We start from the raw sequence: 13,474 nt of genomic DNA on the forward strand, positions 1-13,474 counted from the left end.
TTTGTACCAATTTATGTACTACGAGAGGGATAATGCAAGGTTTTTGAGAGTCCCAATCGGATTTTCGCAGCATGAACATCGGATTTTAACAGGTCAAAAGCCTTATTTTAAAAGGGTTTTACCATTATTCAGCAAACCCTATTCAGCCTCTAAATGACATCAAATGCCCTCACCTTTCACCGAAAATAGCGTTATTAAATAACAAAAGAAGACTAGAGATTTTCCTCGGTATCTATGCCTAATTCCCGCAGTTTAGCCGCTAATTTCGCAGCTTTTTGCTTTTCTTGCTGGACTTGGCTTTCTGCCTCTAAAACCCGATTTTCTGCCTGTTGTGCCGCTTCTGCGGGAGTGGGTACTAATTCACCTTCGGGGGTAAAATAGCGCAATTTATTGGCGGATAAACCCAAATATAAGCCTAATTGTTGACTCCAGAGCCATCCCTGGGGATTGGGGGCAATCGGTTGATATTGACCGCTAATTAGGGTAAATCCTTGAAATTCTAGGCTTTCTGGGTCAAACCAAAAATAATCGGGAGTGCGAAATATATCTTGATAAATTTGTTTTTTCTCCTCTCGGTCAACTTTGGCGGTACTATCGGAGAGAATTTCGATAATTAAATTGGGATATTTGCCCTCTTCTCGCCAAACTACCCAACTTCTGCGGTTGGGGTTGGAGTTTGTCCCCAAAACGACGAAAAAATCGGGACCACGGAAGAATTCTGACTTTTTCTGGTTGGGACTGTAATAGATAGTTAAATTGCCGGCGGCAAAATAATCTTCTCGCTTGCGCCACCACCATTCTAAACACTGAATTAGTAAAATAATTTGTTGTAGATGTAGGTTACTTTCCAAGGGTGGTTCATCACTCCAAAATTGGCCTTGTGGGAAGATTATCTCAGGGTTTACATGAGACTCGACTAGGGGTAAGCTTTGAGCGATAGTCATGGTTTATCCAACAGAGATAGGTCGATAACTTATTATAAATGATTGAATATACTTTTTGGATGGTTATAGCACCGGCAATTGAGTTAAAAAGTTAAAATGGGCTTAATGGCTACAATGTAAGAATATTAATAGCTCTCTGAGAGTTAAAAAATGTTAAAAACCAGCACTTTTCGAGTTTTGTAAGAGGTCTTATGAACAGAATTAACAATATTGTTTTGGTTCACGGTTTTTGGGCCGATGGTTCTAGTTATAATCAGATAACTGCCCAGTTATTAGCCGAAGGATACGCAGCGATCGCAGTGCAAAATCCTCTCACTTCTCTAGCGGATGACGTAGCTGCTACGAAAAGAATTTTAAACCGTATCGAAGGACAATGTATTCTAGTCGGTCATTCTTGGGGGGGTACGGTAATCACAGAAGCCGGCAACGATGAAAAAGTGTCCGGTTTAGTTTACATTGCAGCGCTGGCTCCCGATGCGGGGGAGTCGATGGTAGATTTGTTTAGTGAATACGAAACCCCATCACAGTATTTTCAAGAACAAGAGGGGTTTATCTGGATTTCTCAAGAGGGAATAGAGAAGATTCTCGCCAATGATTTGCCCGCCGAAAAAGCCGCTTTAATTTATGCCACCCAAACCCCAGCAGCCGCCTCTTTACTAACAGCAAAAACCACTACAACCGCCTGGAGAAATAAGCCGAACTGGTATATTGTCTCTAGTCAAGATCAAGCCGTACCCCCAGAATTACAGTTTAATTTGGCCGAGAGAATGGGAGCAAAGACAGTGGTTTTGGCATCCGGTCACGTCCCGACTATTTCCCATGCTTCAGAGGTTTTAGAGGTGATTAGAGAAGCCTCGAATAGGGGATAAGTAAATCGCCATTTTCCCCTTAAACAATACCGGAACGTAGGGCAATTACGGCCGCTTGTACTCGGTCATCCACGGCTAATTTATTCATAATTCCCCGCACATGGGTTTTAATAGTATTGGTACTTAAATAAAGTTGTTCGGCGATTTCAGCGTTACTTTTGCCCTCAACAATTAACTTTAAAACCTCCATTTCTCGCTCTGATAAAAGTGCTAGATTGGGATTAGGTTGCACTGCCGGTGCTTTGAGATTATCCATGACTAAACGGGCAATTTGAGGGTCTAAATAGGTGGCTCCGTCCTTGGCCGCTTCAATAGCGGCCAAAAGGCGATCGAGACTCGCTCCCTTGATACAATAGGCATCAGCACCACTGGCCAGAGCTGCGATCACTTCCTGTTGCAGAGTGTGGGAAGTGAGCATAACCACATGAACATTAGCTAAACCCTCCTTAATCTGTTTAGTTGCCGCAATGCCATCGAGACGGGGTAAACCGATGTCCATGACCACTAAATCCGGCCGTAGGGATAGGGCTAATTGTACCCCCGCTAGACCATCACTAGCTTGACCAACAATCTCAAAATCCGGCTGTTCACTGAGCGCTTGTTCTAAACCTAACTGCATTAAAGGATCGTCTTCAACAATTAAAATCCGCATGATCTTTGATTCCTAACGGGAAAATGTACGGTTTTCACCCATCTGCATGAGGCAGAACTACTCCTAGTTTAGGCAATCTGGAAATAGATTAACAGTGACCAGTGACCAGTGATAACTGAAAATGCTACGGATTTCATCAGATCGGTCTAAAATTGTGCTTGTTGCCCTAGTTTATCTGGGTGTTGGTTGGCTAGGCTATCTCTGCTTAAATTTAGGGTCGCGACCTGCCCCAATTTGGATGAGTGCTGGTATTGGCTTAACTGCTGTTTTTTTAGGGGGAAAAAGGCTAGTTTTAGGCGTTTTTATCGGGGATTTGCTTCTTACCTTCTTTTTAGAGGCCAGTTGGCCCATAGCTCTATTTTCGGCGCTCGGTAGCAGTTTATCGGCTCTGTTAGGGGCGCAATTCTTGCATTATCTGAGATTTTCCGCCACTTTACAGCGCATTCGCGATATTCTTTTACTGGTATTTTTAGCGGCTTTATTAGCCTCGGCAGTTAATGCCACTATCGATACTTTTGCCCGTAGTTGGCTAAATACTTGGGATTGGCGACAATTTGGACAGTCTTGGGGCATGATCTGGCTCGGAGATAGTACAGGAATATTAATGACCACGCCGCTGCTGTTGCGTTTTTGCTTCAATCATCACTCCCTGCGGGAACCACGACAACCCCAACGCTTTGGCGAGGCCTTACTTTGTCTGAGTTTGCTAACGGTGGTGACTTCTGTGGTTTTTGGTGATCAACCAAATTTTCTTAACCCCGATTGGAGTATGGTGCAGTACCTCGAATATCTGCCTTTTCCTTTTGTGGTTTGGGCCGCCATGCGTTTTCAGACTTGGGGAGCGGTAATAGCGAATTTTTTAGTATCTATTTTAGCTTTGATGGGATTGGCCAGGGGAATCAGTCCTTTTATCCTACAGGCTCCCGATTATACCAGAGGTGTCTTGATCTTACAAATCTTTTTAGTCATTGTCATGTCAACTTCTCTGTTTTTATCGGCGGCGATTAGCGAAAGACAACAGATCGATCGAGCTTTAAATGAAACTTTAGAAAGAGAACATTTAGTAACACAAGTTGCTCTAAAAGTCCATCAATCTTTAGATATAGATCAGGTTTTAAATACCATTGTTGAGGAAATCAGACGTTTTCTTGATGCCGATCAAGTCTATATCGGTCACTGTCAAGAGGGGGGTTGGTCTAAGGTAATCGCTGAGTCCCGTCGTCCCGAGATTCCCTCGCTGATGGGTTGGTTTCCCGAACCAGAATTACTGGAAGAATTGGGACAATTATTTTCTTTAGATAAGTTAATTATTGCCGATAATACCGCTCAGGTGCAAACTCTACCCACTCTCAAGGGTTATTACGAATATCTGCAAGTTAAATCCTCTTTAGTTTTACCCCTAACGGTTAATCATCAACATTTAGGCGCTTTGGTGGTCCATCAGTATTCCCATCCTCGTCATTGGCAAAAAAGCGAGGTCAAATTACTAGAACAGTTAGCCACCCAAGTTTGTATTGCTATCGGCCAAGCGCAACTATATCAGAGGGTGCAAAGCTTGAATAATAATTTAGAACGGGAAGTGGAAACAAGAACCTTGGAACTGCGGGAAAAAGTCCGGGAAATTCAGCATTTATACGAAATGAAAACGGTTTTTTTACAGGCAGTATCCCACGATCTTCGCACTTCGATTATGGGATTAGTTATGTTATTAAAAATTTTCCAGTGTCGGCAAACAGAAAAAGTAACTATCTCGCGAGCAATGCTCGATCAGGTGGTGCGTAGTTGCGATCGACAATTAACTTTAATTAATGCTTTATCAGAAAATCATTTTGCTGAAGAACGGCCTTTAATCTTGCATCGTCAACCTCTATCTTTAAAAGAACAGGTGGAAATTTGGCTCAAAGATTGGCAAAAAGATTTTGATTTATATCAAGCTACTTTTATTAATCTTCTCCCCGATGACTTACCCGCTATTGATGCTGATCCTTGTCAGCTAAGAAGTGTTTTTGAACAATTATTAAATAATGCCTTAAAACATAATCCTCCACCAATTCAATTAGCTTTAGATGCTCGTATTGACCAAGACATGATCTACTGCACTTTAAGCGATAATGGCATTGGCATGGATGAGGAACAATGTCAACATCTTTTCCATTTATATGTAAGAAATCTTCATAATCAACACCTAACGGGAATCGGTTTAGGTTCCTACCAATGTCGGCAAATAATCGAGGCTCACTCTGGGAGAATTGGGGTAAAAAGTACCCCACAGGTTGGCTCACAATTTTGGTTTACTTTACCCATTGCCTATCAAAATTCTAGATTAATTAAACCGGAGTTAGTCAACAGTAATCAGTGATTTTTTAACAGGATCAAGATAATTATGCTTACCCGTCAATCTGGGATTAGATTTGCTTTAGGTTTATTGATTATTTTCAATATTTTCTATTTTGTCCATCTCGCCTACTATAGTTATGTTTGGCACGATGAATCTTTGGTCTTACTCCATCTTTCTGGTTACACACCCGAACAGTTAATTAACTATCTGTTCGATGGACAAATTAAATCTACAGAACAACTCTGGCAATTTCAAGGGGTTAATTCCGTGAAAGGTTTTCCTGATACCTTAGCCTCTCTTTATACTAGCTCGAATTACGATCTACCTCTCTATTACAGTTTCCTCTGGTTTTTTGCAAGATTATTGGGCAATTCTTATCTAGTCTTAAGGGGATTTTCAGTAATTATTTGGTTTGGTATTTTATGGAGTTTTTACCATTTAGCTTTGACTTTATTTAAAAATAAAAACGCCGCTTTAATTGCCGCTACACTTATCTTCTTTTCCCCGCGTTTTACTGGTTATGCTCTGGGAATTTGGGAATACGGACTATATGTTTTATTTTCGATACTTTCTAGCTGGTTATTTCTCAAAGCTATTGATTCCTCGCAACCGAAAAAAGATTGGTTTTTCTATAGTTTATCCCTAATCGCTGGTTTATATACCCATGTTTTCTTTATCTTTGTTCTAGTAGTTCATAGCCTATATTTTCTGTTGCAGCTGAATTCTTTTAACTCTTTAACCAAAAAATACTATAGCATCAGCTTACTTGCTTCCCTAGGTATTTATTCAATTTGGTTAACCCGGATTTTTACCAGTCGATTTACTGTCTTTGGATGGTCAAAAGGCAGTTTACCCCTAGAGATCCTTTGGCAAAGATGGGTAAGAATGATCGCTCGTTTATTTTATAATTTTAGTTTAACCAATTCCACCATCACCCCTATTATTGAATACTGCCTAATTATCCTCGTCATCATCTCCTTTATTTATCTGGGCAAAAAAGCCGATAAAAAAGTTTTTACCCTGATTATTCTCCTGACAATTATCCCCTTTTTCTCTCTTTTAGCTTGGGATCTAATCGGAGGATTTCGCTACACGGCTGTGGGCAGATTTTACTTACCAAGTTTTCTCGGTATGCTGCTGGCAGTTACCTTTTTACTAAGCAAGGGATTACAGCAGCGCCAAGGCTGGGCAAAAATTCTCTTAATATTATTGCTAGTTTTCGGATTAATTGGCAAAATTCCCTATCCACCGCCGGCAACTAGATATGTGGGCTATGGTAGTAATATTCCCAACGCTTATAGAAGGATTAATCGCAGTCAAAAACCTCTAATTATTTCAGAACATTGGTTAGATACCTTGCCCCTTATCCATACTACTGATGCTAAGACAAAGTATTTATTTGTTCAGTCGAACCCTAGAGTTTCCATCCCCTCCTTAAAAAATCAATTTACCGATATTTATCTCCTCAATCCTTCCCCCAGTCTCAGACAATATTTAGATAACCAGTCTGTACAATTATCTCCTACGAAAAATCCAGCCTTTTGGCGAATTGATTAAAAAACCATTGACCCCTCTTGCCAAAACAGACCACAACCTGATAGACTGAATAAACCAAGGCTTCAGGGAATAGAATTGGGCAGTTCACCCCTAAGAGGGATTGACTTTTACAGAGTTTTATGCTTGCTCAACTGGAGAGTCCCCGAAATCTGGTGATGAAGAGTTTTAGCCTCTTGGCTACTGGACTGACTAAGCAGACCTAACAAATTCAACTGTATGATACCGAGTCAAGACATCGGCGAGGCAGTAGATTCAGTCAGAAAAACTGACGCACAAGACTTCTCTAATTTAATGCCTAGACCTGGCTGGCAACAAGTGGCGGGTTTAGGTAGAGACTGTTTTTGGTATTGAACCCCGATTCTTTTCGTTCTTTACCGGTTTTAGTGATTGCCAATAGGGATTTTAAGCCCGTAATTGGTTGAAAATTTCTATTTATTCGCAAAAATTCCCAGTCGCTCCCTGTACTAATCCTAGAGATCGACTTCATGATCAGTAATTTTCCCCAACCAATTCTCTGGAAATCACCTTCCAGAACAATTTAGTTATTTTATGAGTAGCAATGCCTTAACCAATCGTGAACATCTAATCGAACTGTATAATCGAGGTGAACGCAACTTTGCGGAAGTCAGACTTAGCGGAGTCAATTTAAAGAGACAGTGTTTAAACCAGATTAACCTAAGTCATAGTTACTTAAAACGAGCCAATTTAGCCGAAGCTTGTTTAATTAACGCTAATTTCAAGGACGCTTCCCTCGAAGAAGTTAATTTAAGCAAAGCTTGTCTTATCGATGCTAACCTGACTAAAGCCGACCTTTCCGGGGCAAATTTGCGCCAAAGTCAACTAAGCGGCGCAATTTTGAGTAATACCATTCTCAAAAAGGCTGATTTAAGTTCTGCCTGTTTAATTCACAGTAGCTTACTTTTTGCTCAACTGTTGAAAGCGAATCTCGAAGCGGCTAATCTCACCTCAGCCACTTTAACCCATGCCATGGCGGGGAAAGCTAACCTAAAACGGGCTATTCTCACTCGTGCTATTCTTAGCTCTGCTAATCTTAGCCATGCTAACTTAAAAGAGGCTAACCTAATTCGAGCCTATCTCTATCAAGCTAATCTGGAAAACTGCCATCTTCAATACGCCGACCTCAGCTATGCCGATTTGCGCGGGGCGGATTTACGGGGGGCGGATTTACGTTATGCTAACCTCGAAGGTGCTAATCTGACGGGAGCTAACCTCAATTGTAGCGATTTTGAGGGAGCTAACTTAACTGGAGCCGATTTAAGCAAAACTGACGCTAATAAAGCCAATTTTCGCCAAGCTAACTTAACCGGTTGTAATCTGCTCGGCGCTAATTTAGCCTCCGCTAACCTTTCCGGTGCTAATCTACACCAAGCGGGATTACTCTTGAGTTATTTAGTGGGAAGCAATCTTAAACGAGCTAATCTCAAACAAGCTAACTTAATTGGGGCGATTTTAACCGAAAATAATCTTCTTTCTGCTTCCCTCGAAGAAACTATTCTTCCTAACGGTAGTCGCGGTAATCTCCTTTCCTAATATAGCAATTTCCATAGTTGTGAGGTACAGAGTCTTAGGTTTTGAGGAGTCAGGAGTCAGGAGTCAGGAGTCAGGAGTCAGGAGTTAAGATTTTGGTGTACCTCATGAGATTGGGAAACGCTATATTCCTAGAAAAACCTGGTTGTAGAGACTTTTCTGCCGAGGTTTCTATAACCGTGGGGAGTGGGGAGACCACTTCGTGCGCGTTGCGGGGGGGGAGATGGGAGAATAACTAGGGTCTGCTGAAAAAGTTTTTGCCGCAAACCCTATGATAGTTTTCTAAAAAAATACCTAACCAAATTTTTGGCTAGGTATCTATCAATTTACTTCCTTTGTCGAAAATGTTGCCAGATAATTTAACCAACACCAATTAATGAACCCTGCAATTTAACATCTTCGCTACCCTTGGATATATCGGCTAATTGACTAATATTTTCTAACTCAATTGGAGCAGTTCGTTTAATTAAACCAGTTAAAACTTTACCCGGTCCCACTTCGATCGCTTTTTCCACACCCACATCTGGCAATTTTAACATAATTTCTCGCCATCTTACGGAGCTAGTCATCTGCTGAATGAGATAACTTTTTAATTCCTCCGCATCGTTGATCGGTTGGCTAGGATTAACATTAGAAATAACGGGAACTTTTGCAGACCGAAAATTAACTAATTCTAAAATCTGCTGAAACTGAATAGCAGCATTTTCCATCAAGGGAGAGTGAAAAGCACCGGATACTTTTAACGGCATAACCCGCTTAACTTTCACTTGACCTAATACCAAATCCACCGCTTCAGGAGTCCCAGAAATCACCACTTGTTCGGCACTATTATCATTAGCAATAACTACATTTTCCGTCTGATTAATCACTGTCTCTAGACTGGTGCGATCAAATTTCATTAAGGCGGCCATTTTACCACCTTCGGCCGCATCCATCAAACGGGAACGGTTTTGAACTAGATTTAATCCTGTCTCAAAATTAAACACCCTGGCCGCATACAAAGCCGAATATTCACCAAGACTATGACCGGCAACTAGATCGGGAAAATGACCTTTTTCTTGCAACAAATCCGCTAAAATACTCTCCACCACAAATAAACAAGGTTGGGTATAAAGAGTACGAGATAGGGTTTCTTCATCCCCTTGACATTTTTCCAGGACTGACCAACCGAGGATTTTTGCTGCTATTTTTAATCTCTCTTGGCCAAGCGCACTTTCCGCTAAATCTCCAATCATTCCTAACGCTTGCGATCCTTGTCCCGGGAATATCCACGCTGTTTTCATAAGTTCTTAAAATAGATAGATAGATGTGTTTGGGTCAGTTATCAGTTATCAGTTATCAGTTATCAGTTATCAGATGTGAGTTTTTAGTTTACTGGTTACTGATCACTGTTTACTGTTTACTGAATTAATCTCCCCAACGGAAGATAATCCCACCCCAAGTTAAACCGGCACCAAAGCCAGAAGAAGCAATAATATCACCTTTTTTGACCTTACCACTCCTGACAGCTTCATCGAGGGCTAGAGGAATCGAGGCTGCGGAAGTGTTGCCATACTCGCTGAGATTGCTGATCACTTTTTCCGGAGGCAGTTTCAGGCGCTCGCTCACCGCGTCCATAATTCTTTGATTAGCTTGGTGCAAAACTAGCCAATCGATGTCACTGGTGGTTAAATTAGCCCGATAGAGAGCTTTTTCGATGACCTCTGGCACTTTCGCCACAGCAAAACGATAGACTTCCCGTCCGTTCATCGTTAGAGGCTTATAGGCCCCTTTTTGAACCCTTACCCCCTCTTTAAGGGGCAATTCCTCCCCCTGATATGCGAGATTGAGAGAACTATTCTGGCTGCCGTCGCTATGGAGTTCAAAACCGAGAATGTTATCTTTTGTATCATTTGCTTGACAAAGAACCGCCCCTGCCCCATCACCAAAGAGGACACAGGTAGCGCGATCGTTCCAATCCACCCAACGGGAGAGAACATCGGCCCCGATAACCAAGACATTGCGGTAAGTATCAGTACGGATAAACTGGGTGGCGGTGACTAATGCCACCAGAAAACCCGAACAGGCGGCGGTGAGATCAAAAGCGATCGCCCGATTGGCCCCGATCTGACTTTGCACTTGGGCAGCGCTACCGAACAGATCATCGGGGGTAGAAGTAGCCAAAAGAATCAGATCGATGTCCCTAGGCGACACCTGAGCCATTTCCAGGGCCTTAATCGCCGCTTGGGCCGCTAATTGGCTCAAAGACACCGATCGATCCGCTAAATGGCGTTTACCGATGCCTGTACGACTTTTAATCCACTCATCGGAAGTCTCGACAATTTGGCTGAGTTCTTCATTACTAAGAAATTGCCCTGGTGTGGCCGATCCACAACCAGTAATGACGACTGCTGCCCCGAATCCGTTCAAAATATTCCCCCCCCTTTCAGTGATCGGTTATCAGTGATCAGTTATCAGTTATCAGTTATCAGTGGCAAGTGGCAAGTGGCAAGTGGCAAGTGGCAAGTGGCAAGTGGGGAAGTGGGGAAGTGGGGAAGTGGAGCATTTGGCTGAAATTTCCCTAAACCCCTAAACCCCTAAACCCCTAAACCCCTAAACCCCTATCTCCTGTCTCCTTTCTCCTGACTCCCGACGACCGACGGCTTCAAGATGGCTGACGGCTTAATCTTCACCGTTCACCGACAACTTTTTTAGTTGATGATGGTGGTCATTGTAGGCTTGAATGCGCTCAGAAACGCGATTATCGACGGCATTTTTCGCCTGTCGGATGGCGTTAAAAATCGAAGGCGCTTGGGAACTGCCGTGACTGATCACACAGACCCCATCGACTCCAAATAACAGCGCGCCACCGTGTTCTGCGTGATCCATGCGTTGTTTAATCTGTTTAAGATTGGGTTTAATTAAAGCCGTCCCGACTTTACCCTGTATCCCCCTAGGTAATTCCTCTTTGAGAATTTGTAGGATAACTCCTCCCACCGCTTCGGCAAATTTTAACAGGACATTACCGACAAAACCATCGCAGACGATCACATCGAATTGTCCCGATAGCACATCCCGGCCCTCAGCATTGCCGATAAAGGGAATTTGCTGGTTATTTTCCAATAATTCGTAGGTTTTTAGGGCGAGATCGTTACCTTTGCTGGGTTCTTCGCCGATATTGAGCAAACCGACTTTCGGTTCTTCAACCCCCATAACGTATTTACTGTAAATTGTCCCCATTAGGGCAAACTGCTCTAAATATTTGGGTTTACAGTCCACATTCGCCCCGACATCGAGGATAATCACCGATTTACCCGCCAACATCGTCGGCAGCACCGCACCGATCGCTGGGCGATCAATTCCTTTTAAACGACCTAAACGCAGTAACGCCGCCGCCATGGCTGCCCCGGAGTGACCGGCGGCCACCACCGCGTCGGCGCGATTTTGTTTGACTAAATCCATGGCCACATTAATCGAGGCCGCCGGTTTGCGACGGATAGCGGTGATCGGCTCTTCGTCCATGGCCACCACTTCCTCTGCGTGGACGATCGTGAGATTCTTGGGACGGGGATGATGCTGGAAATAAGCCTCAATCCGTTCAGAATCGCCGACTAATAATACTTCTACATCTAATTCTTCGGAAGCTCGCATCGATCCCGCGATAATCTCGTTGGGAGCGTAGTCACCTCCCATCGCATCTACCGCGATTCTTGCCCGATTTAATGCCGTTTCTGCCATTGAGTCAGTGGGATAGAAATCTTTAATAAGTTGAGCGGCAGCTCTTGACAAAAGCTGGCCGATCGAGGATTAGTGTTTTCTGATCGAGCAATTGTTAAAAATTACCAATCATTTCTATACAATAAGGCATCATTGCGATTAAGGAAAAGATGTTCTCAGTTTTTAATTTAGCAGTTTTCGGCTTTCTCTTCGGTTGGCTGGGGGGGCAATCCCAACCGATCGCCAATATTCCCCTAATTTCTTGGCAAAATCAACCTATTTTCCACCTTCCCACCGCTCCCGATCCCCGGGTGGCGGCGATCGTGGCCGATTATCTGCAAGACTTGACTAAAAAAGGTTTAAACTCTAGTCAACAACGGGTCTTAATTGAGACGGAATGGGCTGATTTAGCTGATCATCAGGGTAATCTGCCTGCTTCGGGGGCCTCTTTAACTAAAATCGCCACTACTCTCGCCGCCGTGGAAACCTGGCCTCTCGATCATCGTTTTGCTACTCGTTTTTACAGCACGGGAGAGGTAAAAAACGGGGTGTTAGAGGGAGATTTAATTATTGAAGGGCAAGGGGATCCTCTGTTTGTCTGGGAAGAAGCGATCGCAGTGGGCAATGGCCTCGATCAATTAGGCATCCGTCAGGTCAAAGGCGATCTGATCGTTACGGGTAAATTCGCCATGAATTTTCAAACCGATCCCCTCAAAGCGGGAGAATCGCTGAAAATTGGGCTTGATCAATCGAAATGGTCAAAAGAAACCCAAAAAGCTTTTCAGAGCCTTCCTAGCGGCACACAAGCCCCACAGGTGAAGATTTTGGGCATGGTTCGAGCCAGTCAAATTCGCCCCGAAAATGCCCGATTATTATTGCGTCATCAGTCCTTAACTTTAACGGAACTGTTGCGTCAGATGAATATTTATAGTAACAACGTCATGTCAGAAATGTTAGCGGAGCTGCTCGGTGGTCCGGCGGCAGTGGACGCAATTAATACTAAAATTACCGGGGTAGGAGCGGAGGAAATTCAATTAATTAATGGTTCGGGATTGGGGGTAGAAAATCGCTTGTCTCCCCGGGCAGTTATTGAGATTCTTCAAGCATTGGATCGCAAATTAGCCAATCAACCGATCAAAGTCGCTGATTTATTTCCGGTGGGAGGACGCGATACCAAAGGAACTATGCAGTGGCGGGCTATTCCGAAAGGAGTGATGATTAAAACTGGAACTTTAGCCCAAGTTAGCGCCTTAGCCGGAGAAATTCCCACCCAAGAAAGGGGTAAAGTTTGGTTTGTAATTATGAATGCTGGTAGTAGCAATATCGAGGGATTCAGAAATCAGCAGGATCGGGTGTTACAAGCTTTAGATCAACACTGGCAAATTCTCCCGGAAGCCACTAAAGGATCGATTTCTGAAAGAGCCTTTCTAGGTGATCCCAGTCGGGTAAGTCAGGGTTTCTAAGGGGTTGATATCAACTTGACAATCAAATTTAGTTTGGTGGTGAGGAACTTTAGCAAGGTCTTATATTCACTTTTGTCGATAAGCTGACTACTTTTCTGCCATTTTCTCCTTGTCTTTGCTGCCAATCGGTAAACAAATCATAGTGACAAAATTTTGCCAGTTTTTCCCGAAATTGAGCAAAGGATGTGATGTGTGGTTAAACGGGGTGCATCTCACATTTGCAGAAATACCGACAATCAGCAATTATCAGTGACTCTTAAAATAATTAGGGTCTGCTGAATAAATCTAAAAACCTTGTTGGATAAGACTTTTGGACTTTTTTCCCCTCAAAAAGTGCCAGCCATTGCGGGGATCGGGGGGAAAATTCCTGGACTTTTTCCCTGAAAATTAGGTAGTTGACCACCTGA

The 13,474-nt window shown here is 43.1% G+C and carries 11 protein-coding genes; 6 read left to right on the forward strand and 5 right to left on the reverse strand.

From position 1 onward, the window contains the following. Window positions 1-212: 212 nt before the first annotated feature. A complete protein-coding gene (locus O9290_RS21170; protein ID WP_002759224.1) occupies window positions 213-944 on the reverse strand; it encodes a Uma2 family endonuclease in 732 nt (243 codons plus the stop codon). A gap of 191 nt (window positions 945-1,135) precedes the next feature. Between O9290_RS21170 and O9290_RS21175 the strand changes: the two genes are divergently transcribed. After that, entirely contained in the window at window positions 1,136-1,813 is a 678-nt protein-coding gene (locus tag O9290_RS21175; protein WP_002759226.1) for an alpha/beta fold hydrolase, read from the forward strand. A 19-nt stretch (window positions 1,814-1,832) separates the two neighbouring features. Here O9290_RS21175 and O9290_RS21180 read toward each other — a convergent pair whose 3' ends face one another. After that, window positions 1,833-2,465, reverse strand: a complete 633-nt coding sequence (locus tag O9290_RS21180) for a response regulator (RefSeq protein WP_190722132.1) — start codon at window positions 2,463-2,465, stop codon at window positions 1,833-1,835. Between the two features lie 121 nt (window positions 2,466-2,586). On the opposite strand from O9290_RS21180, the gene O9290_RS21185 reads away from it, so the two are divergent. The 4 genes from O9290_RS21185 to O9290_RS21200 all read left to right on the forward strand — a co-directional run bounded on the left by O9290_RS21185 (window position 2,587) and on the right by O9290_RS21200 (window position 7,911). Beyond that, window positions 2,587-4,824: a sensor histidine kinase gene (locus tag O9290_RS21185; protein WP_288055293.1), complete on the forward strand. Its 2,238-nt coding sequence runs from the start codon at window positions 2,587-2,589 to the stop codon at window positions 4,822-4,824. Between the two features lie 24 nt (window positions 4,825-4,848). Next, window positions 4,849-6,360 (forward strand): glycosyltransferase family 39 protein, encoded by a 1,512-nt coding sequence (locus O9290_RS21190; protein WP_002759230.1) that lies wholly within the window; start codon window positions 4,849-4,851, stop codon window positions 6,358-6,360. A gap of 216 nt (window positions 6,361-6,576) precedes the next feature. Further along, window positions 6,577-6,711, forward strand: coding sequence for a hypothetical protein (locus O9290_RS21195; RefSeq protein ID WP_255520608.1), 135 nt, complete (start codon window positions 6,577-6,579; stop codon window positions 6,709-6,711). Window positions 6,712-6,909: 198 nt separating this feature from the next. Next, complete coding sequence (locus O9290_RS21200) at window positions 6,910-7,911, forward strand: pentapeptide repeat-containing protein (protein WP_002759232.1); 1,002 nt, start codon at window positions 6,910-6,912, stop codon at window positions 7,909-7,911. Between the two features lie 356 nt (window positions 7,912-8,267). On the opposite strand, the gene fabD is transcribed toward O9290_RS21200, so the two are convergent. The 3 genes from fabD to plsX all read right to left on the reverse strand — a co-directional run bounded on the left by fabD (window position 8,268) and on the right by plsX (window position 11,625). Continuing rightward, entirely contained in the window at window positions 8,268-9,191 is a 924-nt protein-coding gene (fabD, locus tag O9290_RS21205) for an ACP S-malonyltransferase (protein ID WP_287731381.1), read from the reverse strand. Between the two features lie 124 nt (window positions 9,192-9,315). Further along, the gene (locus O9290_RS21210) at window positions 9,316-10,317 is read right to left on the reverse strand and encodes a beta-ketoacyl-ACP synthase 3 (protein WP_288057517.1); all 1,002 of its coding nucleotides are present in this window, start codon (window positions 10,315-10,317) and stop codon (window positions 9,316-9,318) included. A 252-nt stretch (window positions 10,318-10,569) separates the two neighbouring features. Further along, window positions 10,570-11,625, reverse strand: a complete 1,056-nt coding sequence (gene plsX, locus O9290_RS21215) for a phosphate acyltransferase PlsX (protein ID WP_288057519.1) — start codon at window positions 11,623-11,625, stop codon at window positions 10,570-10,572. Between the two features lie 149 nt (window positions 11,626-11,774). On the opposite strand from plsX, the gene O9290_RS21220 reads away from it, so the two are divergent. Then, a complete protein-coding gene (locus O9290_RS21220; RefSeq protein WP_288057520.1) occupies window positions 11,775-13,067 on the forward strand; it encodes a D-alanyl-D-alanine carboxypeptidase in 1,293 nt (430 codons plus the stop codon). Window positions 13,068-13,474: the final 407 nt, after the last annotated feature.

Source organism: Microcystis sp. LE19-41.2A (genome assembly GCF_027530405.1).
Lineage (GTDB): Bacteria > Cyanobacteriota > Cyanobacteriia > Cyanobacteriales > Microcystaceae > Microcystis > Microcystis aeruginosa.